Genomic DNA, 25,031 nt, shown 5'->3' on the forward strand with positions numbered 1-25,031 from the left:
TGCGATCCACACCACGTCGACGAAGTGCCAGTAGTAGGACACGACGATCGCCGCGGTCGCCTGGGCGGGGGTGAACCGGCCCATGGTGGTGCGGACTTCGGTGGGTCAGGTGTCGGTGGGGGGTGGGGTGCGTAGCGGGACGACGAGGTAGTCGAGGGTGGCGGCGGGCAGGTGGGCGGTGAAGGCGGTCGCGCGCATGCCCTCCTGGATGCGGAGCTGGACGGTGTGGTGGGAGAAGGCGCGCAGGGCGTCGAGGAGCAGGCGGCCCTGGAATGCGCGGATCGTGTGGCCGCTGTCGACGGTGGCCTTGACGGTCTGCTCCGATTCGCCGGTGAGGGGGTCGTCGGCGCGCACGAGGAGGGCGCCGTCGATTGCCTGGAGGGTGACTCGGCCGTGCGGGCCGCCATAGGCGGTGGCGCGGTCGACCGCGTGGGCGAGAGCGTCGGCGTCGACCTCCACGGTGCACGCGGGGGCGATGTCGAGCAGGCGGGAGAGCTGGGCGTCGGGATAGCCGCCGCCGATGGTGGCGGTCGTGATGCTGCCGTCGTCCCACGACAGGGCGAACACGTCGTCGCCCGCGTGGACGTGGACGGCCGGGACGCGTCCCAGTTGCTGGGCGGCGCGGGCCAGCATGGCGGCGGGGACGAGTGCCTCGACCCGGGCGCCAGCGCCCCCCGCGTCGCCAGCGCCTGCCGGAGCGCCAGTCGCCGCCGGAGCCTCGCTGCCCGCCAGGACGGCACTGCCCGCCGGATTGTCATTGCCCGCCCGGACGGCATTGCGCGCCTGGACGGCACTATCCGCCTGGACGGCACTGTCCGCCGTGGCGCCGTGGGCCGGAGTGTCCATGCCCGCTGCGGCGCTGTCGCCATGGGCCGGGACCGTGGCCGACGGTGGGAGGGTGGCGGACGGCGGGAGGGTTGCTGACGGCGGGGGCGTGGCTGACGGTGGGAGGGTGGCGTGCCAGGGGATTGAGGCGGCGGCCAGGCGGAAGCGGTCGGTGGCGAGCAGGGTCAGTGCCGAGTCGTGGGTGCGCAGGCGGACGCCGGTGAACATCGGCAGGGCGTGCTCGCGGGAGGCGGCGCCGGCGACGGGGACCGCTGCCGCCCGCAGGTCGTCGCCGGTGACTGTGCCGTGGGCGGGTGGCAGCCGCACGGTTAGCGGGGCGGCGTCCGGGAGGCTGGGCAGGGCGAACCGTGCGCCCGGCACCCGGATCGCCAGGCGACCGCCCTGGACGGTGAGGCGGGCGTCGGCCGCGTCCAGCGTGGTCAGGGTCTCCGCGACGGCGCGGCGGGGGACGGTGACCTCGCCCGGGGTGTGGACCGTCGCCGGGACGCGCAGGTGGACGGTGACCTCGCCGTCGGTGCCGATGAGGTGCAGGCCGGCGTCGTCGGCGCGCAGCAGGGCCGCCACGTGCGACGGTTGCAGGGACCGGGCCGTCAGCAGCCGGAGCATGAGGGCGGCGGCGGTGGCGAGCCGGGCTACAGGTGCGGTCACGTCCATGCCGGGAACCTACCGCCGAGGTACGACAAAAAACCGCTCCGCAAGAACGCCTCCGCGATGCTGGACTGGCGGGCGTGACGACCGATGACGACAGATGGTTCGCGATGCCCGCTCTCGCCGGGGAGAAGGTCCGCCTGGTCCCCCTGACTCTGGAGCACGCCCCTGGCTACCTCGCCGCCGCCGGTGATGCCGAGCAGCGGCAGGAGGTGTTCCGCTGGCAGAGCCCGCCGGGTGGGGGTCTCCAGGCGCCCGCCACGGTGGCCGATGCCGAGCGGCACATCTCGGCCGCGCTGGCGGCTCGGGCGCGCGGGCGGCGGCTGCCGTACGCCCAGCTCGACGCCGCAACGGGGCAGTTCGCCGGGACGACGTCGTTCGCCGAGCCCGACCCCGTGCAGCGCACGCTGTGGATCGGCTACACCTGGCTCGGGCAGCGGTGGTGGCGCACCGGCATGAACATGGAGTCGAAGCTGCTCATGATGACGTTCGCGTTCGAGGAGCTCGGCGCTGTGCGTGTCGTCTGGTACACCGACATCCGCAACACCCGCTCGCAGGCGGCGATCGAAGGGCTCGGCGCGACCAAGGAGGGTGTGCTGCGCAAGCACCGGCAGCGGGCGGACGGCTCGTGGCGGGACACCGTGCTGTACGCGATGGTCGACGACGACTGGCCGGCGGCGAAGGAGCGGCTGATCACCCGTCTCACCCGATAGTGGTAAAAAACCGACCTTCGACACATATCATGATCACGTGGCGATCACTGCTGTCACGGAGGCGCCGCCGGGACTGTCACTGGTCTTCGGCGTCGGCGACCTGTTGTGTGCCCTCGCGCTGCGCGACGTGGTGGAGACCATCAGGCCGCTGCCGGTGCAGCCGCTCGCGGGCACCGCCGACATCCTGCTCGGGGTCAGCGTGATCCGCGGCGTCGCGGTGCCAGTCGTCGACACGGCCAGGCTGCTCGGCGCCGGGGCGCAGCGGCCGAGCCGGTACGTCGCGACGCGCACCGAGCAGGGCCCGCTCGCGTACGCCACCGGACCGGTCATCGGGGTCCTGCCGGTCGAGCCCGACGGGAGCCGCCCCCCGCCGCCGATGCTCGCCGCCGCCGCGACCCGGCTCGTGGTCGCCGTCGGCGTGCTGGACTCCCGCCCGCTGCTGTTCCTCCGCGGCACCGGCCTGATGACCGACATCAGCGCCGGCCTGATGACCGACATCGGCGCCGGCCTGAGGACAGACGTCAGCGCCGGCCTGACGACCGACATCGGCTCCGGCCCGAGAGCAGACACCGGCGCCAGGCTGAGGGCAGACACCGGCGCCGGACCGGGAGCAGACATCGAGGTGGCGTCCGATGGAGCGTGACGAGGACATCACCCGGATGCGCCAGCTGCTGTCGGCGCGGCTCGGCATGACGTTCGACGACAAGCGCGACCCGCAGCTCGCCGAGGTCCTGCGCGCCCGCGCCACCCAGCACGGCCTGTCCGGCCGCGGCTACCTGGACCGCCTCGGCACCGCCTGGAACAACGAGCTCGCCGCTCTCGCCGAGGCGGTCACCATCAACGAGACGTACTTCTTCCGCAACATCGAACAGTTCAACGTGCTGGCCGAGGTGGTCCTGCCGGAGCGGGTCCGGGCCCGGTCCGGTGAACGGCGGCTGCGGCTGCTGTCGGTCGGCTGCTCCACCGGCGAGGAGGCGTACACCCTGGCCATGGTCGCCGCCGAACGCGTCGATCCGTCCTGGGACACCTCGATCGTCGGGCTCGACGTCAACCGGGCCGCGCTGCGGGTCGCCGCCGCCGGCCGGTACTCCCGCTGGTCGCTGCGGGAGACCCCGGCCGCCGCCCAGCACCGCTGGTTCCAGGCAGACGCCGACGGCGTCGAGATCGACGAGCGGCTCCGCGGGCGGGTGCGGTTCCTGGAGTACAACGCCGCCAACGACGACCCGCTGCTGTTCGCGCCCGACACCTACGACGTCGTGTTCTGCCGGAACCTGCTGATGTACCTGACCCCGGCCACGGTCGCCGCCGCCGTCGCCCGGATCACCCGCGCCCTCGCGCCGGGCGGCTACCTGTTCCTCGGCCACACCGACACGCTCGGCAGCCGGCCGACCGCCCTGACCGTCCAGCACACCCACGGCACGTTCTACTACCAGAAAGCGGATGTGGTACCGCCGGCAACACTGACGCACGGACCCACCCGTACCGTCCCCGCGGTCAAGGCCAAACCCCAGATGCTCGCGCAGCCCCAGACGCGGCAGCGGGACCAGGTGCTGCACCTCGTGCAGGAGGAGCGCTTCGGCGCCGCCCTCGCCGTCCTCGACGGCATCGCCACGGCCGAGGCGGACCGGCCCGACGTCATGCTCGTGCGCGGCGCGGTCCTCGCCCACCTCGGTCACACCGGCCGGGCAGCGGCGCTGTGCCGGCGGCTGCTGGAGCGCGACGCGCTCAACCCGGACGCGCACCACCTGCTCGCCGAGTGCCTCGAGGGCGACGGGGACCCGGCCGCGGCGCTGGAGCACCGGCGGATGGCCGCGCACCTGGACGCCGCCTTCGCGATGCCGCGGCTGCGGCTGGGGCTGATCGCGCGCCGCCGCGGCGACCTGCGGACCGCCGAACGCGAGCTGGACCGCGCCGTGACCCTGCTGCGGCACGAGAGCGACGAGCGCATCCTGCTGTTCGGCGGCGGCTTCGGCCGCGGCGCCCTGATCGCGTTGTGCCACGCCGAACTGGCCGCGGCCCGATGACCACCACCCACGCCACGCAGAGCGGGGACATGCAGCGGCGGCTGGCGGAGCTGCGCGAGTCGTTCGACCGGTCCTTCGCCGACCCGCACCGCGAGGAGGTCGCCGGCTTCGACGACCTGCTCGCGATCAAGGTCGGCGGGCACCGGTACGCGCTGCGCCTCACCCAGGCGGCCGGGCTGTTCCCGGACCGGCCGGTGACGCGGCTGCCCGGCCCGCTGCCCGCGCTGCTCGGCGTGGCGAGCTTCCGCGGCTCGATCGTGCCCGTCTACGACCTCGGTGCCGTCTTCGGCCACCCGCCCGGCGCCGGCGCCCGCTGGCTGGTCCTGGCCGCGGGCGAGCCACCGGTCGCGCTCGCCTTCGAGGAGCTGGACGGGCACCTGCGCGTCCCCCGCGACCTGATCGTCGAGGAGTCGACGGGCCACGGCCCGCGGGGCTGCCTGCGCGGCATCGTCCCCCTCGACGGCGGCGCCCGCCCGATCGTCGACGTACCGGCCGTCCGCGCCGCGATCCAGGCACTCACCGGGAACAACGCCGCGATCCAGGCACCGACCGGGAACAGCGCCGCGATCCAGGCACTGACCGGGAACAGCGGAGCAAGAGACGGGGAACGATGAAGCGACAATGGACCTTCGGCCGCAAGCTCGCCGCGGGCTTCGCGGTCGTCGTGCTGCTGACCCTGGTCACGGGCGGCGTCACGGTCGGTGCGCTGGACACCGTGGTCTCCGGCAAGGACCACGTGATCGACATCGGTGTGCAGGGCCTGGTCGAGGCGCAGCAGCTGCGGGTCGCGGTCGAGGAGAAGAGCAGCGCCTCCCGCGGGTTCCTGCTGACCGGCGACGACAAGTTCCGGGCCGAGATCGTCGCCGCCCGGGCCGAGTTCAGCCGGGCGGTCCAGCAGCTGCGCGACGTCGCGGACTCCCAGCGGGAACGTGACCTGCTCAACCTCGCCGTCCAGGCCGAGCAGGGGCACCAGAACGCGCTGGAGGAGGTCCTGACGCTGCGGCAGGACAGCACGGTCACGGCGCAGCGGATCGCCGACGCGTTCGAGGACGACGTCGTGCCGCAGCGCGAGGCGCTCAACCAGCACATCGACGCGCTCGCCGCGCTGCTGCGGCAGGACCTCATGGACCAGCGCGACGCCGCCTCCAACACGGCGCAGGTGGCGACCGTCGTGGTGATCGTCATCGCGGTCGTCGCGCTGGCGCTCGGCATCGGCATCGCGATCCTGCTGACCCGCGCGCTGGGCCGGCAGGTCGCCGGCGCGGTCGGGCACATCCAGAGCTCCTCGGCGCAGCTGGAGGCCGCCGCCAGCCAGCAGGCGACGGGCGCCCGCGAGCAGGCGACCGCGATGAGCGAGATCAACACGACGATCGAGGAGCTGCTGATCACGTCGCGGCAGATCTCCGAGGGCTCGCAACGGGTGGCGAAGATCGCCGAGGAGACGGCCGTGGCCGCGCACTCCGGCGACGCGACCATCGAGCAGGCCCGCGAGTCGATCACCGCGATCCGCCGGCAGGTCGACCTGATCGTGCAGCACATGCTGGAGCTCGGCCAGCGCTCGCAGCAGATCGGCGGCGTCGTCGACCTGGTGTCGGAGCTGGCCGAGCAGACCAACATCCTGGCCATCAACGCCACGATCGAGGCGTCCGGCGCGGGGGAGTGGGGCCGCCGCTTCGCCGTCGTCGCCGACGAGATCCGCAAGCTCGCCGACCGGACCGCGGGCTCCGCGAAGGAGATCCGGGCCCTCATCGACGACGTCCGCGGCGCGGTGAACACGACGGTCATGGCGACCGAGACCGGCGCGAAGGCGGTCGACGCCGGCACCCGGCAGTTCGGCGCGGTCACCGCGTCCTTCCAGCAGATCGCCGACCTGGTCGCGACGACGACCGAGTCGGCACGTGAGATCGAGCTGTCCACCAAGCAGCAGACGACCGCGGTCGAGCAGGTCAACGTCGCGGTGACGGACACCGCCAGGGTCACGCAGGAGAGCGAGTCCAGCGCCGTACAGACCAGGCAGACCGCGACCCATCTCGCCGGGCTCTCCAACGAGCTGCTGAGGCTGGTCGCCGCGGGCGCCGAACGCCATTGAGCGCCCCGACCCCCGCGGTGGCCAAGGATCCGCTGCGCTATTTCCGGATCGAGGCCCGGGAGCTGGTCGACCAGCTCAGCCAGGGCGTGCTCGACCTGACCCGCGACGGCACGGACCGCGAGCCGGTGGCGCGGCTGCTGCGGCACGCGCACACGCTCAAGGGCGCCGCCCGGGTCGTGCGGCAGGGCGAGATCGCCGACGCCGCGCACGCCCTGGAGGAGCTGCTCGTCCCGCACCGCGACGGCGCCGCACCGGTCGACCCGCAGACGGTCGCCACGCTGCTCACCCTGACCGACCGGATGTCGGCCCTCGCCGGCGCGCTCCAGGCACCGGAGACACCACCACTACCGCCGCCCGCCGCGGAGAAGGCCAGCACCGAGCCGCAGCCCGCCGCCGCGCCGGTGCGCAGCGACAGCGCCGACATCGACGAGCTGCTCGACGCCGTCGGCGAGGCGCACGCCCGGTTCGCGCCGCTGCGGCGGCAGGTCGCGACCGTCGAACGGGCCCGCCGGGCCGCCGAGGCGATCACCGAGCAGCTGCGGATCCGCGGCGCGCAGCAGGACGGCGCCGACGGGCGGACCGGCGGCATGGCGACCCGGCTCGCCGCCGACCTCACCGCACTCGGCCGCCAGCTCACCGAGACCGTCGAGCAGGTCGAACGGGAGCTCGACGACATCCGTGGCCGCGCCGAACGGCTCCGGCTGGTGCCGGTCGCGACGGTGCTGACGATGCTGCACCGGGCCGCGTACGACGCCGCCGACGCCGAGGGCAAGAAGGTCGTCTTCGACAGCCGCGGCGGCGACCTGCGACTGGACCCGCACGTGCTGAGCCTCGCGTCCGGCGCGCTGCTGCACGTGGTCCGCAACGCCGTCTCCCACGGGGTGGAGACCGAGGCCGAACGGCTCGCCGCCGGCAAGCCCGGCGCCGGGTACGTCGCCGTGGAGGTGCACCGCCGCGGCACGAACGCCGCGTTCCGGTGCCGCGACGACGGCCGCGGGTTCGACCTCGGCGCCGTGCGCCGGCAGGCGGAGGCCCGGGGGTTCGTGACGTCCGGCGCCGAGGCCGACGTGCGGGAGCTGATGCGGCTGCTGATGCACGGCGGGATCAGTACCGCCGGCGAGGTGACCGGCATCTCGGGCCGTGGGATCGGCCTCGACGCGGTCCGTGACGTCGCCGAGCAGCTCGGCGGTGAGGTCAACGTCAGCACCGAACCGGGCCGCGGCACCACTGTCGAGCTGGTCGTGCCGCTGTCGCTGGTGTCGCTGTCCGGCCTCGTCGTCGAGTCCGCCGGGACCCTCGTGTCGCTGCCGCTGGACGCGGTGCGCACCTGCGTGCTGCTCGACGCCGTGGAGGTCGCCGCCGCCGGCGCCGCGGGCGCGATGGCCCACGACGGGCACGTCATCGCGTTCCTGCCGCTGGCCAAGGTCCTGGCGAAGACGCCGCCGCAGGCCACGGCCGGCGGCGCGGTCGCGGTCATCCTTGCCGCCGGCGAGCGCACCGTCGCCGTCGGCGTCGACCGGCTGCTGGGCACGTCGGCGCTGGTCGTGCGGCCGCTGCCGGAGCTCGCCCCGGCCAGCGCGGTCGTCAACGGCCTGTCCATCGACGCGGAGGGCAACCCGCGGATCGTGCTCGACCCGCACGGCCTGGCCGCCGCGGCCACCGGCAAGGCACCCACCGCCGATCCGGTCGCCGGCGAGGCCGGCGCCGGCCCCGAACGGGACCCGATCCTCGTCGTGGACGACTCGCTCACCACCAGGATGCTGGAGCGCAGCATCCTGGAGTCGGCGGGCTACCAGGTCGAGCTGGCCGCCTCCGCCGAGGAGGCCCTGGAGCGCGTCAAGCTGCGCCGGTACGCCCTGTTCCTCGTCGACATCGACATGCCCGGCATCGACGGGTTCACGTTCGTCGCCCTGACCCGCGAGGACCAGGTGCTGCGCGACACGCCCGCGATCCTGGTCAGCTCCCGGGCGTCCGCCGAGGACCGGCAGCGCGGCGTCGAGGCCGGCGCCAGCGCGTACATGGTGAAGTCGGAGTTCAACCAGGAGGAGCTTCTCGGTCACATCCGCGACCTCGTGGGGGAGCCGTGATCAAGGTCCTGGTGGTCGAGGACTCCTCGACGGTGCGGCACTTCCTGCGGGAGGCGCTCACCGAACGGCACGGCTTCGACATCGTCGGCGAGGCCGTCGACGGGGCGCAGGCCGTGGACCTGTGCCGGCGGCTGCGGCCCGACGTCATCACCATGGACGTGGTGCTGCCGGTGATGAGCGGGCTCGTCGCCACCGAACGGATCATGGCGAGCCAGCCGACACCGATCCTGGTGGTGTGCTCCGCGTCCCGGCAGGAGCTGTTCACCACCTACGACGCGCTCGCCGCCGGCGCCGTCGACGTGCTGGAGAAGCCGCGCGGCGACGCCTCCGACGACACGTGGGGCGCGCGGCTGCGCACCGCGGTGAAGGTCGTGTCCCGCATCCGGGTGGTGACCCGGCACCGCCCGGCCGCGAACGGTGCCGCGCCACCCGCGCCGGTGGCCCGTACCCACCAGATCCCGAAACGACTCGTCGCGGTCGGCGCCTCCACGGGCGGCCCGGGTGCCATCGTCACGATGCTGCGAGGGGTGCCGGTGGGCTTCACGGTCCCGCTGCTGTACGTGCAGCACCTCGCCGCCAACGAGTCCTTCGCCCAGGCGTTCACCGGCTGGCTCGCCGAGCAGACCGGGCACGACGTGCGCTACGCCCGCGGCGGGGAGAGCCTGCAGGCGATCGCCGGGAAGGTCGTGATGGCGCCGCCGGACCGGCACCTGACGGTGCGTGGCGGGCACCTGCACCTGACCTCGGGCCCGCCGCGGCACTCGTGCCGGCCGTCGGTCGACGTGCTGTTCGAGTCGGTCGCCGCGGAACTCGGCGCGGGCGCCACCGGCGTGCTGCTGACCGGGATGGGCCGCGACGGCGCCGAGGGCCTGCTCGCGATGCGCCGCGCCGGTGCCCACACCTACGCGCAGGACCAGGGCAGCTGCGTGGTGTACGGCATGCCGAAGGAGGCCGTGGCACTGAACGCGGCCGTGGAGATCCTGCCACCGGACCAGATCGCGGCGAGCCTGACGGAGAAGGTCGGATGGCGAGCACTGTCCTGATCGTCGACGACAGCCTGACCGTCCGGATGGACCTCCACGAGGCGTTCGAGGACGGCGGGTTCCGCACCGTGCTGTGCGGGTCCGGGGCCGACGCGCGCAACGCGTTCGACGCCGAACAGTTCGACGTCGCGCTCTTCGACGTGCTGCTGCCCGACGCCGACGGCGTCGACCTGCTGCGCGAGCTGCGCGCCCACCCGCGCCACGCCGGGGTGGTGGCGCTGCTGCTGTCCAGCGAGGCCGAGGTCAGCGACCGGCTGCGCGGGCTGCGGCACGGCGCCGACGACTACGTCGGCAAGCCCTACGACGCGCACGCGGTCGTGGCCCGCAGCCGGGAACTGCTCCAGCGGGGCGCCGACCCGCCCGCCGAACGGTCCGTGCTGGTCATCGACGACAGCCTCACGTTCCGCGAGGAGCTGCGGCAGCTGCTCACCTCCGCCGGCTACGAGGTGCAGACCGCCGTCAGCGGCGAGGAGGGGCTGCGGGCCGCCGCCGCCCGCCCGCCGAGCGCGATCATCGTCGACGGGATCCTGCCCGGCATCGACGGCGCCACCGTGATCCGCCGGATCCGGCTCGACGCGACCCTGCGCAACGTGCCGTGCCTGCTGCTGACCGCCGCCGACGACTACGCGACCGAGCTGCAGATCCTCGACGCCGGCGCGGACGCCTTCGTGCGCAAGCAGGAGAACCTGACCGTGGTGCTGGCGAAGCTGGCCGCCGTGCTGCGCAAGAGCACCGACACCCCGCTGCCCGCGGCCGGCCCGTTCCACGGCCAGGTGAAGGTGCTCCTCGTCGACGCCGACCGGGTGTTCCTGGACCAGGCGGCGGAGCTGCTGCGGGAGGAGGGGTACGAGCCGGTCGCCGCGCCCGACGCCGACGACGCCCTCGCCATGCTCGCCGTGCAGCCCGCCGGGTGTGTCGTGCTCGCCGTGGACGTGCCCGGCGTGGACGGCCTTGCGCTGTGTTCCCGGATCCGCTCGGTGCCGGGCCTGCGCGACATGCCGGTCATCGGCCTCGGCGCCGGTGACGCGCTGCTGGACTGCCTCGCCGCCGGCGCCGACGACTACGTGCGCCGCACCGACGGCGCGAACACGCTGCGCGCCCACATCCGCGCCCACATCCGCCGGCAGCAGCTGCACGAGCAGAACCGGCGCATCCGCGACGAGCTGGTGCGCCGGGAGCTGGAGGCGGCGCAGGAACGGGCCGCCCGGCAGGTCGCCGAGACCCGCGCCGAGCTGGTCGAGGAGCTCGAATGGCGCAACCGGGAGCTGGAGGCGTTCAGCGGTTCCGTCTCCCACGACCTGCGCTCGCCGCTGCAGACGATCCTCAGCTTCAGCGAGCTGCTGCTGGAGGAGCAGTCCGGGAAGGAACCCGCGGACCTGGTCCTGCGCATCCACAAGGCGGCCAGGCGGATGAACGCGCTCATCGACGCGCTGCTGGAGCTCGCCGGCGCCAACCGGGGCCAGATCCAGCGCGCCGAGGTCGACCTGTCGGCGCTCGCCGCCGACGTCGTCGAGGAGCTGCGCCAGCGGGACCCGGGCCGCGCCGTGGAGATCACCGTGGAGACCGGCATGCGCGCCTCGTGCGACGGTGAGCTGGTCCGCGCGGTCCTGGTCAACCTGGTCGGCAACGCGTGGAAGTTCACCGGCCGCACCCCGTCGCCGCGGATCGAGATCGGCCGCTCGCCGCAGGCGTTCTACATCCGCGACAACGGCGCCGGGTTCCCCGCCGAACGCGCCGACCAGCTCTTCCGCCCCTTCGGCCGGCTGCACGACAGCAGCGACTTCCCGGGCACCGGCATCGGGCTCACCACGGTGCAGCGCATCGTGGACCGTCACGGCGGCCGCGTCTGGGCGCAGAGCGAACCGGGGTGCGGCGCCACCTTCTCCTTCACCCTTCCCGACTCCTGACCGGGCCGCAGAACCTTTCGGGGCGCTGCGGAGTATGGAGTGCATGCAGCGTCCGAGGGACGACGACGATGAGTTCGCAAGCTTCATGCGCGCCGCCGCGCCCCGGCTGTACCGGGTGGCGTACCTGCTCGCCGGGGACGCGGCGCACGCCGAGGAACTGACCCAGCAGACCCTGGTGCGCACCTACACGGCCTGGGCCCGCATCGAGGCCGGCGACGCCTACGGCTATTCCCGGCGGATCCTGGTGAACCTGCACAACGACTGGTGGCGGCGGCGGTTCCTGCGGGAACGGCCGGTGGGGGAGGTGCCCGAACCCCGCCGCGCGGAGCGGGACCCGGCCGACGCCGTCGTCGCCCGGCAGAGCGTCGCGCGGGCGCTGCAAGGGCTTTCCCGGCGCGAACGGTCCGTCGTCGTCTGCCGGTACTACCTGGATCTCACCGAGCAGCAGACCGCCGACGAGCTCGGCGTCGCCCTCGGCACCGTCAAGAGCACCAGCGCGCGGGCCCTGCGCAAGCTGCGCATCGACCCGGCGCTGTCCACCGTGACCACCGCAGACAGCGAGACCAAGGGGGTGTGGTGATGCGCAGCATCGAAGAGCTCCGTCAGGCGATGCGTGACGAGACCCGCGACCTCGAACCGCAGGCGACGTTCGGGCAGATCCGGCAGCGGGCCCGGCGCCGCCGGTTCACCGGTCTGGTCGCGTTCGCCGCCGCGGTACTGGTGCCCGTCGGCGCCACCATGACGGCCCTGGCGGGCGGGCCGGCCGGACCGGCGCCGTCACCGACGCTGGGACACAGCCGCCCGGCACCCGCGGTGACCAACTTCGTCTCCGGCACCGAACTGCCCGGTGTCGGCCCGCTCATCCGCACCGGCATCGCGTACGGCGCGCAGGAGGAGCTGGTCTTCCGCTACGCCGACGAGATGAACGGGGTGTTCGCCGGGCTGTACACCGAGAAGACCACCCAGTTCCGGCGGTTCGACTTCGGCATCAACGTCTCGGCGGCCGGCGGGTTCTCCACGATCATGGAGATCGAGGACCGCAACGGCGGCATCGTCGACTACGGCATGGTCAAGGGCGCCGACCTCCGCGTCGACGTCACCTGGGACGGGCAGCACGCCGAGGCCGCCACCACCGGCGTCCCGGACATGCCCGGGACGACGCTGTTCTGGGTCCGGCGGACCGGCATCGCGGCAGGGCCCACCGGGATGGTCAACGAGGCCGCGCCGAAGCTCGTGTTCACCGCCCGCGACGCCGCCGGCACCGTCGTGGCCACCGGCGGCGACGAGGTCCAGCGCAGCGACGGGGCGATCGTCATCGCCGACGACGCGGTGCCGATCGGCGACCCCATGCCGACCGGCGTGGTCCTCGCCGACGGCGGCAAGCTCGTGCTCTGGTTCGCCGGCGACGCCGCCGGCGCGCACCTGCACGCCGGCAGCGACAACGGCAACGGCCAGCTCACCGAGGTGCGCGACCTCGGCATCTACAAACGGCCGCCGTTCGACATCGGCTTCTACCTGGGGCGCGACGAGTTCGACCAGCCCGGCGGCACCAAGGTCGTGCTGCTCGTCTACGTCGGCCCGGGCGACAAGGTGACCCTGGCCGCCCCGGTGTCGACCGGGCACGGCTCGGTCCGCTGGAGCGCCCACCCGCAGCTGCACATCGGCTGGATCAGCGGGGTACCGCAGCAGTCCGCACACAAGGTCACCGGCTTCGCGACGGCGGCCGACGGCACGGTCCTGGCCGTCACGGGGGACCGGTGACGCGGCCACGGGGGTGTGCGATCGTGACCGCATGGACGTCCGGGTCATCCGGTCAGGAACGGTGAGCACGCACGCCGTCGAGGAGCTCCCGGCTCTCCTCGACGGCGACGGTCTGCTCTGGGTCGACGTGCCGGTCTGCGACGCGGCGGCGAGCCAGGTGCTGGGCGAGGTGTTCGGCTTCCATCCGCTCGCGCTGCGCGACGCCGCCCAGCGCAACCGGGTGCCGAAGATCCACCCCTACCAGGATCACGTCTTCGTGGTGCTGCACGCGCCGCACCTCGGCGCCCGCGGGCACGTGCACTACGTGGAGCTGGACCAGTTCATCGGGCAGCGGTTCCTGGTGACCGTGCACGGGCCGACGAACCCGGCGGTCCCGCCGGACATCCCGCTGCGGCAGACCCGCGACGTGCTGCGCCGCATCGAGGCCGGGAAGCTCGCGCCGGCCACGCCGTTCGAGCTGTCCTACGCGATCGTGTCCGGCATCAGCCGGCTGCAGGAGACCCTCGTCGAGGACATGACCGCCGACGTGTGGCGGCTCGAGCAACGGGTCACCGCCGGGCACCTCGGCGACCCGGAGCAGTTCCTGGAGGAGCTGTTCCAGGCCCGGCACGGCCTGCTTGCGGTGCGCACGATGGCGGCCCTGGGCGGCGAGATCTACGGCCGGATGGCGACCCTGTCGCGGCACCCGCAGGACGGGCACTACATCGCCGACGTCGTCGACCAGTTCAACCGGGTCCGGTCGGTCGCCGACGGCGAGCGGGAGTACCTGCAGGGCGTCATCGAGTTCTACCAGGCGCGGACCGAGACGAAGATGACCATCGCCGCGGAGCGCCTGGCCGTGATCGCCGCGGTCACCCTGCCGATCACCGCGCTGTCGTCGGTGCTCGGCATGAACCTCATCGTCAACGACCACACCCAGGGCCTGCACCTGATCGCCACCCTCGTCGTCATGGGCGTCATGTCCGGCACCCTGCTCACCTGGGCGAAGCGCCAGGGCTGGTGGTGAGCCGGCGCGTGTCTAGAGCAGCCGGGCCAGGAACGCGCCGAGCTTGCCGCGGGTCCGCTCCACCTGCTCGTCCACCGTCAACGTCTCCTTGAGGCGGGTGCCGGTCTCGGGTGTCTTCAACCCCCGCACGTAGAGCGAGCAGGCCAGGTCGCTGCAGATGTACGAGCCGACGGAGTCACCCCGGCGGCCCGCCTCACCGGCCCGGCGGCCGGTCATCAGGGACACGCCGTTGCCGGAGTGGGTCGTCAGGCACAGCGAGCACATGTTGCGGTGCAGGAACCCGCGCTGCTGGGCCGCCAGCCGCAGGGCGACGCCGACGACGCCGTCCTCCCACGGCGTCACCAGGTAGGCGCGGTCCGGGGCACCCTGGTCGCGCCAGCCGAGGAAGTCCAGGTCGGGCCAGGGCCGGTCGGCCAGGTCGCGGGGCAGTGAAAGGCGCTTCGCCTCGCCCTTGGAGCAGTTGACGAAGGACGCGCGGATGTCGGGCTCGGTCAGTGGTCTCACGGCGCCGACGGTACCGATGCCTAATGACCCTAGGCAACTGACTATTGTGCCTAGGATGAGACGTGCGGGACTGACCGCCGACCTGGTGACGCGCGCCGCCGCGGACCTCGCCGACCAGGTCGGCCTGGCCGCCGTGACCGTCTCCGCGGTCGCGCGGCACTTCGGGGTCAAGGATGCCAGCCTCTACTCGCACGTGCGCGGCCTGCCCGACCTGCGCGCCCGGGTGGCGCTGCTGGCCGCCGCGGAGTTCGCCGACCTGCTCGGCCCGGCCGTCGCCGGGCGGTCCGGCCGGGACGCCCTGGTGGCGTTCGCCGACACCTACCGCGACTACGCCCGCGCGCACCCCGGCCGGTATGCGGCGATGCAGCAACCGCTCGACCCGGCGGACCTGGACACCGCCGGGTCGGTCCGCGGGATCGAGCTGACCTACGGGATGCTGCGCGGCTACGGCTTGGACGAGCCCGACCTCACCGACGCGGTGCGGCTGCTGCGCGCCACCTTCCACGGTTTCGTCGACCTGGAGAGCCGCGGCGGCTTCAACGACCCGCGCGACGTCGAGGCGTCCTGGCGCCGCGCGGTGGCCGCGATGCACCTCCTCCTGACCCGCTGGCGGGAAGCGCTCTCAGCATGAAACAGCAGCTCAGGGCGGTGTTTGAGAGCGCTCTCACAAGTTGACCATTGACAATTGTCACGGTGGTTGCCCAAAATCACCAGGGACCCCTAGAAGCCCGCCACTTCTGATCGGAGTCCCACCCGATGCGCCTTACCCGAGGCCGACCCTGGTTCGCCGGTGCCGCCGCGCTCGCGCTCGTCAGCACCGCGGTCACCTTCCTCGCCCTGCAGAGCGCCGAGGCCGCCGGCCTCGGCTCCGGCAGCTACGCCACCACCCGCCCCGCCGGTCAGGCCCCGCCGGCCGGCTGCGGATCGATCGGCACCAACCCCCGCCAATGGGTCACCGCCAACGCCCCCGCCGGCGCCGTGCCGACCAACGACTGGTGGTCGTCACTGCTGTTCAAGAAGTTCAACTGTGCCTACTCCGAACCGCTGGTCGCGCACCCGTTGAACTTCAAGCCGGCCAACAACGGGCTCGGCGTCAGCTACACCACCGAGGCCGCGATCTCCGGCACCGCCAACGGCGTGGGGGAGTACCACTTCCCGTACACCACGGAGTTCACCCTCGGCGTCGCCGGCCTCAACTCGCCCGACACCAAGGTCGACGGCTGGACCGACTGGACCGTGACCCCCTCCTGGTCCGACGGCGCCCGCACGCTGCGCGCCACCATCGGCCACGGCCTGCCCTTCGTCTACGCCCGCACCAGCGGCGGCAACGCGCAGCTGACCTTCGGCGGCGCGCCGACCATCTGGAGCAACAGCGGCGCCCGGGTCGGCTTCACCGTCCGCGGCCACGACTACGTCGCCTACGCGCCGACCGGTGCCACCTGGACCGTCAGCGGCAGCACCATCTCCTCGACGCTCGCCGGCAAGGACTACTACTCGGTGGCGGTGCTGCCGACGACCCCGTCCACGCCCGCGGCGGACCGCACGGCGCTGGCCAACACCTACGGCACGTACGCGCACAACCACGTGACCGGCACCAGGGTCAGCTGGGCGTACAACCAGGGCACCAGCACGGTCAACGCGACCTACGCGTTCACCACCACCGCCCGCGAGGGCAGCGGCTCCGGCACCGTCGTGTCGCTCTACCCGCACCAGTGGAAGGCCCTCACCGGCGCCACGCCGATCGCGCAGACCTACGTCTCGCCGCGCGGGGCGATGAAGACCCTCACCGGCGTCTCGTCGTTCACCACCGGCACGAAGTATCAGGGCGTGCTGCCGGAGATCCCCGCGGTCGCCGACAGCAGCGGCGCCGACCTCACCACCCTCGGCGGCTACCTCGACCAGGTCGCGACCGGTGACCCCCTCGCGGGCTTCGGCGACGACACCTACTGGACCGGCAAGGGCCTCGGCCGCGCCGCCCGGGCCGCGGAGATCGCCGACCAGCTCGGCCGCACCGCCCAGCGCGACCTGCTGCTCAACGCGATCCGCACCCGCCTCACCAACTGGTTCACCGCCAGCGCCGGCGAGGCGACCCGGCTGTTCGTGTACGACGCCAACTGGGGCACCCTGATCGGCTACCCCGCCTCCTACGGCTCCGACAGCGAGCTCAACGACCACCACTTCCACTACGGGTACTACATCGCCGCGGCCGCGACCCTGGCGAAGTTCGACCCGGCGTGGGCCGCCAACGGCGCCTACGGCAGCATGGTCAACCTGCTCATCCGCGACGCCAACAACCCCGACCGCAACGACACGATGTTCCCGTTCCTGCGGGACTTCGACATCTACGCGGGCCACGACTGGGCCTCCGGGCACGGGGCGTTCGGCGCCGGCAACAACCAGGAGTCCTCCTCGGAGGGCATGAACTTCGCCAACGCCCTCATCCAGTGGGGGCAGGCGACCGGCAACACCGCGGTGCGCGACGCCGGCCTGTTCATCTACACCACCCAGGCGCAGGCGATCCAGGAGTACTGGTTCGACTCGTCCAACCAGAACTTCCCGAGCACCTTCGGGCACAACACCGTCGGCATGGTCTGGGGCGACGGCGGCGCGTACGCCACCTGGTTCTCCGGCGAGCCGGAGATGATCCAGGGCATCAACATGCTGCCGATCACCGGCGGTTCGCTGTACATGGGCTACAAGCCGGCCTACAACACCACCAACTGGAACGAGCTGGTCACCAACAACGGTGGCCCGCCGACCGTGTGGCAGGACGTCCTGTGGTCCTTCCAGGCGCTCGGCAACGGCGACGCCGCCCTGGCGAACTTCCGGGCCAACACCGGATACACGCCGGAGGAGGGCGAGAGCAAGGCGCACACGTTCCACTGGCTGCGCAACCTCGCCGCGCTCGGCACGGTCGACACGTCCGTCACCGCGAACACCCCGCTGTACTCGGTGTTCACCAAGAACGGCGCGAAGACCTACGTGGCGTCGAACCTGACCGGCTCGCCGCTGACCGTCACGTTCTCCGACGGCCGGACGCTGACCGTGCCCGCCGGTAAGACCGCGACGACCGGCGCGTTCACCTGGGTCGGCGGCGGCGGGACCAGCAACCCGCCGACGTCACAGCCCCCGACGTCGAACCCGCCGTCCTCCCAGCCGCCGTCATCGCAGCCCCCGTCGTCCCAGCCGCCGGTCGGATCGAACCTGTTCTACCTGCGCAGCGGGCCGGCGCTGAACACGACCGCCGGTGGGACCGCCGGCACGCAGACGGTGTCCGCCGCCAACGGCAACTACGACGGCACGCCGCACAACCCCGTCACCTACACCCGGTGCGGCATCACCGGCGCACCGAACGGCGGCGCGACGGCGTTCTCGCTGCACGTCGACGCCGGGACCGCGGTCGGCCAGGGCATCCAGGTCCGGGTGTCCTACGCCTTCACCGGCGGCACCTACGGGCGGACGGAGACCTACCGGTACTTCGCCACCGACCCGGTGGTCGGGACCGAGCAGTACACCCAGGCGGTCGGCCTGTCCTCGTCGACCGGCAGCCTCGCCGCGATGAGCAACGGCTGCGTCCGCCTGGAGGTCTGGAACGCCATCGGCAACGCCGCCACCACGGTCCGGATCGACGCCTCCGCCGCCAACGGCCGGCAGTCGACCCTGACGATCCCTTACACCGTCTAGAAAACCCTTACACCGTCTAGAAAAAACGCCGCAGCGGGCGGGTCTCCTCACGGAGGCCCGCCCGTCGTGGTGTGACTCAGGCGGCCGGACGCCCCGCCACCCCGCCGGTGAACACCCGCTTCGCCCACAGGTAGCCGAGCAGCCCGAACCCCGTGCACCAGGCCAGCGCGATGGGCCCGCTGGCGCCGATCCCGCTGCCGGTCAGCAACCCCCGCAAGGTCTCGATGACCGGCGTGAACGGCTGGTACTGCGCGAACCACCGCAGCCAGCCCGGCATCGCGTCCGTCGGCACGATCGCACTGCCCAGGAACGGCAGGAACTGCAACGGGATCGGCAGGTTGCTGGCACTCTCCACATTGGACGCCACCAGGCCGATCGCGGCCGACACCCAGGTCATCGCGAACGCGAGCAGGCCGAGCAGCCCGGTCGCGGCGAGCCACTCGAGCGGGGTCGCCGAGGGCCGGAACCCCATGAGCAGTGCCAGCCCGACGACGACGGCGATGCTCAGCAGGGTCTGCAGCGTGCCGCCCACGACGTGCCCGGTCAGGAACGACGCCCGCGAGATCGCCATGGTGCGGAAGCGGTTGACGATGCCGTCGGTCTTGTCGACGCACACCGCGACGGCGGTCGCGAGGGCACCCGACGCGGCCGCCATCAGGATCACGCCGGGCGCGATGTAGTCGATGTACCGCACGCCGCCGATCCCCGCACCGAGCGCCTTGCCGAACACGGCGTTGAACAGCACCAGGATGAAGACGGGCACCATGACCACGGACACGGTCATCGACGGATACCGCTGGGCGTGCTTGAGGTTGCGGCGCAGCATCGTCATCGCGTCGCGGGCCGCGTAGGACGTCGTGGTCATCGGGGGCCTCCGGTCAGGCTGAGGAACACGTCGTCGAGGTCGGGTGTGTGCACGGTGAGCTCCTCCACCGGGACACCGTCGAGGACGGCGAGCACCGAGCGCAGCGTCGCGGGCCGCCCGTCACCCGGGATCCGCAGCGTCAGCGCCTCCCGGTCGGGGGTCCCGGTCGTGAACCGTCCCGCCGCGGCGTCGAGGTCGGGCACGCCGGCGAAGCGCATCCGGATGTGCCCGCCGGGCATGCGCCGCTTGAGCTCCGCCGGGGTGCCCTCGGCGACGATGCGGCCGCCGTCGAGGACCGCGACCCGGCCGGCGAGCCGGTCCACCTCGTCCAGATACTGCGTGGTCAGGAAGATGGTGACCCGCTCGTCGGCGACGAGGCCCTGGATGATGTCCCACATCGTGCGCCGGCTGCGCGGGTCGAGCCCGGTCGTCGGCTCGTCCAGGAAGATCACCCTGGGGCTGCCGACGAGCGTCATCGCCAGGTCCAGCTTGCGCCGCATCCCGCCGGAGAACGTGACGACCGGCTGGCCGGCGGCCTCGGTGAGGTCGAAGCGCTCCAACAGCTCGGCGGTGCGGCGCCGCCGACCGGCCGGTCCAGGTGGTGCAGGTCCGCCATCAGCATCAGGTTCTCGCTCGCGGTCAGCAGGTTGTCCAACGCGGCGAACTGCCCGGTGACCCCGATCGCGGCGCGCACCGCGTCGCCGTCGCGCCGCACGTCGTGCCCGGCCACCCGCACCTCACCGGCGTCGGCGGCGATGAGCGTCGACAGGATCTGCACCGTGGTGGTCTTGCCCGCCCCGTTCGGGCCGAGCAGGGCGAAGACGGTGCCCTCCGCGACGTCCAGGTCGACCCCGCGCAGGACGGGCTGCTTGCCGTAGGACTTCACGAGTCCCGTGGCGGTGATGGTCATGGCTGTCCCTTCCCGGTAGCGGTGGCGCCGGTGACGTGGGTGTCGGGACGGCGCACGATGATGTCGCCGAGGCTGGTGCGGGCCCGGATCTCGACGGTCTCCTTGCCCTCGCCGGGCCCGTCGGACGGCGTGAGCGAGTTGCGGATGCTGCCGAGGGCGGTGTGCACGTCCAGCCACGCGGCCGTCGTGTCCCGGATGCCGACCTCGACGTCACCGGCGGACGTCTGCAGCAGCGCCCGCCCGCGGGCCAGGTCGCCGACGCGGATGTTGCCGTAGGCGGACTTCGCCTCGACGCCGGCGTGCGCGACCCCGACGGTGATCCGGCCGTTGGACGAGCTGACCCGCAGCTCGCCGCCGACCTCACCGATCGTCGTGTCACCGTTGGCGTTCTTCACCGCGGCGGCGCCGCCGACCGCGCCGACCTCGATCCGCCCGGACCCGGTGACGTCGGCGTCGTGCCCGACGCGCTGCACCCGGATGTCACCGTGGCTGGAGCGCAGGTGCACCGTGGCGGCCTCCTCGACCTGGATCACGCCGGCCGCCGCGCGGATGCGGCACTCGCCGAGCCGCCCCTCGCAGCTGATGTCGCCGACCGCGGTCGTGCCACGCACGTCGGAGCCGGCCGGCACCTCGACGATGATGTCGACGGAGCCGGGCCGGCCGAACAGGGAACGCTTCCGCGCCCCTTTCACCAGCAGCGCCCCGCCGTTGTAGGTCACCCGGGTCTCCTGCGCCGCGCGCACGTCGGCGTCGTCGGCGCCGTTGGTCGGCAGCACCTCGACGAGGGTCTCGGTGCGTGCCCCGCCGACGACCCGGGCGAACCCGATGTCGAACTCGAGGGTCACGGCGATCGGTTCGGGAGTGTCGAAGCTCGGCATCGTGGTCTCTTTTCTGCCTCGGGATGGTCAGCTGACCCAGCCGGTGAAGCCCTGCTCGCCGCGGCCCCGGCTCCGGCCCGGCGGCCGGGCGCCGGCCTGCGGCACGGGCTCGAGGGCGGTCGCGACGGCCCGGACGAGCCAGGCGTTGACCGACAGCCCTTCCCGCCCGGCGGCGTCCTCGACCCTGGCCTTGAGGTGCGCCGGCAGCCGGAAGTTGATCCGCGCCGCGTTGCCGTCGTCGTCCCCGCCCTGTGGCGCCATGGGTGGCGCCGGTGGTGCCATCGATGGCGCCGGCTCGTCGGCGTGGTCGGCCGGGGGTAGTGTCACGACGAACTCGGGGTCGACCCCGCGCAGCCTGACGTCGACGGATCCGGGCGCCAGCTCGCGGGTGACCTCGTCCATTGCCGCCGACAGCGCGCCGAGCAGCGTCAACCGCACCGCCGAATCCAGCGGCGCCGACAGCCGCTCGGCGAGGGCCCGCGCCTCGTCCCCACCGGCCTGCGCGGCGACGGCAAGCTCCTGCCGGAGGTTGTCCACGTACGGCGTCAAATCCATGGCGCCACTATGACACCAAAATGGCGCCACAGCAATGCCATGGCGCCAGGGAGGCGGAGAACGAGTCAGTGCCGGCCCGCCATTTTTCAGGCTGACCGGCACCGCTGCAGGGATGAAGCTCTGGAGTTGTCGAGCACGCGGTTGTTCAGGAGGCGGCCAGTTCCGCCGGGCCGTCCTGGACCACGGTCGCCTGGGCGAACGCGGTGTCGAGCTGGGCGCGCAGGGTGTCGAGCTGGTGGAACTCGCTCGACGACGCGGACTCGGAGCCCTCGGCGGCGAACACGTGGTCGGTCTCGGCGGCCGAGTGGTCGTAGGAGGTGAAGTCCGACTCCTCGTAGTGCCCGCCGTTGGGGTCGGTGTACTCGACGTGGTGGCCCTGGTCGAAGGACGTCGACTCGGCCGACGCGTGGTCCTGCTCGTAGACGCCGAACTGGGACTGGTAGTCCTGCTCGCTGGCGTCGACCTGGTGCAGCTGGTCCAGCGACTCGTGCTGCTCGCCGGTCTCGATCTCGCCGTACTCGCTCATGTCGGTTCCCCTTGTATGTCTGTGGTTCGCGATGTGTTCCTTGCGATGCACAGAACTTTACGGAGCCGCTGACCTGGTCGAATCACGGAAACGTGCCAGCGCCTCGGGGTCGCCGGCGGGTGGGATGCCGCCGCTCTGGCCGAGGGTGACCACGGACAGGGCGGCGCCGAGCTTGTCCCGCAGCGTCGGGTCGAGGGTCAACAGGACGTACAGCAGCGCCCAGCCGAGCCCGACCACCTTCGCCCAGTCGTGCACCGTCTCGGAGAACGCGAGCCACGGCTGCGCCGCGTAGACCGCGGCGAGGGGGAGCCCGGCGAACAGGGCCACCCGCAGGGTCTCGACGGCGATCGCGCGGCGGCTGCGCCGCACCGGCGCCGGGGCGGCGACCGGCTCGGCCCGCCGCAGCCGGCCCAGCTCGCCGGTGGCGAACGCAGCGGTGTTGTGCCGCAGCACGTCCTCGACGCGGCGCCACGCGTCCGGGGAGGCCGGGGCGGCGACGAGAAACTTCAGTTGCCGCACCGCGCGGGCCGCACCGCGACCGCCCTCGGTGAGCTGCCGGTGCGTGTCGGCGTCGACGAACCCGAACGCGGCGGGCAGGTGGTGTTCGACGGCGTACGCGATCCGCTCCAGGCGCTGCAGCCAGAACCGGCGCCAGCGCAGGTCGTTGCGTTTGGCGGGTTCCCGCAGCTCCATGAGCAGCGCGAGGGTTTCCACGAGTGCCGCGGCGCGCGGCTCACCGCGCCGGAAGCGGCGCAGCACCCAGGCCCCGACGGCCCGCCACACGGCGGCGGCGGTGAGCCGCGCGGTGGCCATCACGGCGAGCGCGGCGAGGGCCCCGCCGAGCAGCGCCGGCCAGCCGTCGAACTCGTGGCGGAACCGGTAGCTGACGGCGCCGGCGACGGCGAGCGTGACGATGAGCGGTGCGGCCCGGGTGACGACCAGCCGGCGGTCGTCGGCGCGGGTGTAGGGGAACAGCCACCGCCGCAGCGCCAGGTAGTCCAGACCCGCCGCGGCGGCCCCGGCGAGCACCGCCCAGCCGGTCGGCAGGCCGAGCGTGGTCGCGGCGATCCGGGCGAGGACAGCGAACGCCGCCACGGCCGCCAGGAACCCGGCGGTAAGCCGGGCCACGACGTTGGCCCGTTCCCACAACAGCGTGAGCATCGCATGGTCGAGCGCGTGCGAGTCGACCACGGTCCGCATGCCCGGCGTGACGCCCGGGACCACACGATCCAGGGTGGACAGCAGCGGCAGCGTCTCGGACCGCCACGCGTCCAGCGCCCGTTGATCGGAGTCGCGCATCCGGCGCCTGATCGTCCAGAGCGGACCGCCGGTGCGCCACCAGAGCCGCCGCTGGGCGCTGCGCAGCCAGTGCGGTGCGGTCGCGCCCGGTCCGATCGCGTCCAGCGCCGGGGTCCAGAAGCGCTGCCGTTCATACAGCCAGGACTCCCGGCTGCGGATGGCGGCCGCGCCCCGGACCTCCGGCGGCAGGGCGTCCAGGACCTCCAGGGCGTCCCTCGTGCGGTCCAGCCAGGTGAGCGCGCCGAGCCGCCCGTAGACCGCGTCGAGGTCGGACGGGTCGGCCGCCACGACCCGGTCGAACCAGGCGAGCGCCGCCTCCTCACGGTCGTCGAGGAACAGCCGCTCGGCGAGGTCCCGCATGACGTACGGATCCGGCGCACCGGCGGCGGTCGCCGCCGCGAGGACGTCGATCGCGGCCGACGGGCCGTCCCGCTCCTCGGCCCGTGCGGCGCGCTCCTGGACCGCCGCGCCGCGGGCGACGGCGTCCATGAGGTCCGCGGGTGGGGTGGCGCCAGACGCTCCGAGCACCGCTTCGACGGGCAGCGGGGTCCAGTCCGCGATGATCGCATCGTCGCGGTCGCGCATCCGTCGCCGGAGGAACGGCAGCGGCCCGCCGATGCGCCACCACAACGACCGGTGCCAGTCCGCCACCACGCCGGACGCGTCGTGGGCGCCGGCGGCCGCGGCGGGCAGCCCGGCTTCGGTGTACGCCTGCGAGACGACCTCGCGCAGCGCGACCGCGTGGGCGGTCTCGGCGGGTAGGCCCTCGACGAACCGGACCGCCTCCGGCGGCCTGTGCATCCGGATCAGCAGTTCGCCCTGCCGGACGAGCACCTCGATCGGGCTCGGGTCCGCCGCGAGCCTGCGGTACAGCGCGAGCGCCGGCCCGTGCCGGTCGAGCGAGTCGGCGAGCCGCGCCGCGTGCCGCAGCAGCAGCGGGTGCGTGGCATCCCGGCACAGCGCCCCGGCGAGCACCGCCGCGGCCTCCGCCCGCCGCTCACCGTCGAGGTGCGCGGCCGCGGCGCGGGTGGCGGCGAGGGCGTCGCGGTCCTGCGCGGTGCCGTTGACGATCCGGACGAGCAACGCGGTCAGGTCGACGGGCGTAGGCGTCGCGTGGCCGGCCGGGTCGAGCAGCCCGGCCAGCACCTGCCGCTCCGCGTCGCGCCGGGCGGTCCGCAGGAACCGCAGCGGCCCGCCGGTGCGCCACCACAGCCCGCGCCGCCCGGCCGGGTCCGTCTCCACCGCCAGCACCGGCAGTCCCATGTCGGCGTAGGTGTCGGCGCGCGCCGCGGCCAGGTTCGCCGGCAGGACGGCGAGCGCCTCGGCGAACCGGCCGTGTTCTCGCAGGCGCTGGTTACGGTCCGTGGCGACGGCAACGTCGTCGTGGGCGACGCGCTGGGCCTCGGCGAGCAGGGCGAGCGCACAGCCGGCCCAGCCGATCGCGAACTGCGCCTCGGCGAGCGCGTGCAGCAGGGCAGGGTCGGACTGGCCCGTGATCAGGGCCTGCGCCAGCAATTGGGCGGCATCGGCGTGGTCGCCGGCGGCAGAGCAGAGCTCCGCCGCTTCAAGGACCGCTGCCGGTCCAGTGCTCGACATGGCGGTAAGCATCGAGGGTCGCACGTGTCCCGCGCGAGCGGTTCACCTGAAGTATCGAAATATCCGACCATCCGGTGAATGTTTCACGGC

At 73.1% G+C, this 25,031-nt stretch carries 20 protein-coding genes and 2 pseudogenes; 13 read left to right on the top strand and 9 right to left on the bottom strand.

Translation table 11 applies throughout. The features are described from left to right. Together AB0K00_RS49335 and AB0K00_RS49340 are read right to left on the bottom strand one after the other, a co-directional pair. A pseudogene (locus AB0K00_RS49335) lies at positions 1-96 on the bottom strand (cytochrome B); the annotation flags it as partial. 9 nt (positions 97-105) lie between these two features. Next, positions 106-1,500, bottom strand: coding sequence for a DNA polymerase III subunit beta (locus AB0K00_RS49340; RefSeq protein WP_363537369.1), 1,395 nt, complete (start codon positions 1,498-1,500; stop codon positions 106-108). 74 nt (positions 1,501-1,574) lie between these two features. Here AB0K00_RS49340 and AB0K00_RS49345 point away from each other — a divergent pair, with 74 nt between their 5' ends. The 11 genes from AB0K00_RS49345 to AB0K00_RS49395 are packed head-to-tail and all read left to right on the top strand — an operon-like array spanning position 1,575 to position 14,124. Beyond that, positions 1,575-2,207 carry a GNAT family protein gene (locus tag AB0K00_RS49345; RefSeq protein WP_363537372.1) on the top strand — a complete coding sequence of 211 codons (633 nt, stop codon included), beginning with the start codon at positions 1,575-1,577 and terminating at the stop codon, positions 2,205-2,207. A gap of 37 nt (positions 2,208-2,244) precedes the next feature. Beyond that, the gene (locus AB0K00_RS49350) at positions 2,245-2,850 is read left to right on the top strand and encodes a chemotaxis protein CheW (RefSeq protein ID WP_363537375.1); all 606 of its coding nucleotides are present in this window, start codon (positions 2,245-2,247) and stop codon (positions 2,848-2,850) included. Further along, the gene (locus AB0K00_RS49355) at positions 2,840-4,231 is read left to right on the top strand and encodes a CheR family methyltransferase (protein WP_363537378.1); all 1,392 of its coding nucleotides are present in this window, start codon (positions 2,840-2,842) and stop codon (positions 4,229-4,231) included. Before AB0K00_RS49350 ends, AB0K00_RS49355 begins: the two co-directional genes overlap by 11 nt. Further along, positions 4,228-4,845: a chemotaxis protein CheW gene (locus AB0K00_RS49360; protein ID WP_363537380.1), complete on the top strand. Its 618-nt coding sequence runs from the start codon at positions 4,228-4,230 to the stop codon at positions 4,843-4,845. The genes AB0K00_RS49355 and AB0K00_RS49360 overlap by 4 nt, the downstream gene beginning before the upstream one ends. Then, positions 4,842-6,320: a methyl-accepting chemotaxis protein gene (locus AB0K00_RS49365; protein ID WP_363537382.1), complete on the top strand. Its 1,479-nt coding sequence runs from the start codon at positions 4,842-4,844 to the stop codon at positions 6,318-6,320. Before AB0K00_RS49360 ends, AB0K00_RS49365 begins: the two co-directional genes overlap by 4 nt. Next, a complete protein-coding gene (locus tag AB0K00_RS49370) occupies positions 6,317-8,407 on the top strand; it encodes a response regulator (RefSeq protein ID WP_363537384.1) in 2,091 nt (696 codons plus the stop codon). Before AB0K00_RS49365 ends, AB0K00_RS49370 begins: the two co-directional genes overlap by 4 nt. Beyond that, positions 8,404-9,450, top strand: coding sequence for a chemotaxis-specific protein-glutamate methyltransferase CheB (gene cheB / locus AB0K00_RS49375; protein WP_363537386.1), 1,047 nt, complete (start codon positions 8,404-8,406; stop codon positions 9,448-9,450). The genes AB0K00_RS49370 and cheB overlap by 4 nt, the downstream gene beginning before the upstream one ends. Continuing rightward, positions 9,432-11,357 (top strand): response regulator, encoded by a 1,926-nt coding sequence (locus AB0K00_RS49380; protein WP_363537388.1) that lies wholly within the window; start codon positions 9,432-9,434, stop codon positions 11,355-11,357. The genes cheB and AB0K00_RS49380 overlap by 19 nt, the downstream gene beginning before the upstream one ends. Before the next feature lie 43 nt (positions 11,358-11,400). Further along, positions 11,401-11,937: a SigE family RNA polymerase sigma factor gene (locus AB0K00_RS49385; RefSeq protein ID WP_363537390.1), complete on the top strand. Its 537-nt coding sequence runs from the start codon at positions 11,401-11,403 to the stop codon at positions 11,935-11,937. Then, on the top strand, positions 11,937-13,118 hold the full coding sequence (locus tag AB0K00_RS49390) for a hypothetical protein (RefSeq protein WP_363537392.1): 1,182 nt from the start codon (positions 11,937-11,939) through the stop codon (positions 13,116-13,118). Before AB0K00_RS49385 ends, AB0K00_RS49390 begins: the two co-directional genes overlap by 1 nt. 31 nt (positions 13,119-13,149) lie before the next feature. Continuing rightward, positions 13,150-14,124, top strand: a complete 975-nt coding sequence (locus AB0K00_RS49395) for a magnesium transporter CorA family protein (protein ID WP_363537394.1) — start codon at positions 13,150-13,152, stop codon at positions 14,122-14,124. Positions 14,125-14,136: 12 nt separating this feature from the next. Here the strand turns inward: AB0K00_RS49395 and AB0K00_RS49400 are convergent, their stop codons facing one another. After that, positions 14,137-14,628: an FBP domain-containing protein gene (locus tag AB0K00_RS49400; RefSeq protein WP_363537396.1), complete on the bottom strand. Its 492-nt coding sequence runs from the start codon at positions 14,626-14,628 to the stop codon at positions 14,137-14,139. Positions 14,629-14,683: 55 nt separating this feature from the next. On the opposite strand from AB0K00_RS49400, the gene AB0K00_RS49405 reads away from it, so the two are divergent. Together AB0K00_RS49405 and AB0K00_RS49410 are read left to right on the top strand one after the other, a co-directional pair. After that, on the top strand, positions 14,684-15,259 hold the full coding sequence (locus AB0K00_RS49405) for a TetR-like C-terminal domain-containing protein (RefSeq protein WP_363537397.1): 576 nt from the start codon (positions 14,684-14,686) through the stop codon (positions 15,257-15,259). Between the two features lie 125 nt (positions 15,260-15,384). Further along, positions 15,385-18,312 (top strand): glycosyl hydrolase, encoded by a 2,928-nt coding sequence (locus AB0K00_RS49410; protein ID WP_363537399.1) that lies wholly within the window; start codon positions 15,385-15,387, stop codon positions 18,310-18,312. Positions 18,313-18,388: 76 nt separating this feature from the next. On the opposite strand, the gene AB0K00_RS49415 is transcribed toward AB0K00_RS49410, so the two are convergent. From AB0K00_RS49415 to AB0K00_RS49440, 6 genes and pseudogenes are all read right to left on the bottom strand, one after another. Continuing rightward, on the bottom strand, positions 18,389-19,177 hold the full coding sequence (locus AB0K00_RS49415; RefSeq protein ID WP_363537401.1) for an ABC transporter permease: 789 nt from the start codon (positions 19,175-19,177) through the stop codon (positions 18,389-18,391). After that, a pseudogene (locus AB0K00_RS49420) lies at positions 19,174-20,087 on the bottom strand (ATP-binding cassette domain-containing protein). The gene AB0K00_RS49415 and the pseudogene AB0K00_RS49420 overlap by 4 nt, the downstream one beginning before the upstream one ends. Beyond that, entirely contained in the window at positions 20,084-20,965 is an 882-nt protein-coding gene (locus AB0K00_RS49425; RefSeq protein ID WP_363537403.1) for a DUF4097 family beta strand repeat-containing protein, read from the bottom strand. Before AB0K00_RS49425 ends, AB0K00_RS49420 begins: the two are co-directional and overlap by 4 nt. 27 nt (positions 20,966-20,992) lie before the next feature. Further along, on the bottom strand, positions 20,993-21,520 hold the full coding sequence (locus AB0K00_RS49430) for a hypothetical protein (protein ID WP_363537405.1): 528 nt from the start codon (positions 21,518-21,520) through the stop codon (positions 20,993-20,995). Positions 21,521-21,665: 145 nt separating this feature from the next. After that, positions 21,666-22,046 (bottom strand): hypothetical protein, encoded by a 381-nt coding sequence (locus tag AB0K00_RS49435; RefSeq protein ID WP_363537407.1) that lies wholly within the window; start codon positions 22,044-22,046, stop codon positions 21,666-21,668. Between the two features lie 57 nt (positions 22,047-22,103). Beyond that, a complete protein-coding gene (locus AB0K00_RS49440) occupies positions 22,104-24,941 on the bottom strand; it encodes a hypothetical protein (RefSeq protein ID WP_363537409.1) in 2,838 nt (945 codons plus the stop codon). Positions 24,942-25,031: the final 90 nt, after the last annotated feature.

The sequence above is a fragment of the Dactylosporangium sp. NPDC049525 genome, assembly GCF_040676755.1.
Lineage (GTDB): Bacteria > Actinomycetota > Actinomycetes > Mycobacteriales > Micromonosporaceae > Dactylosporangium.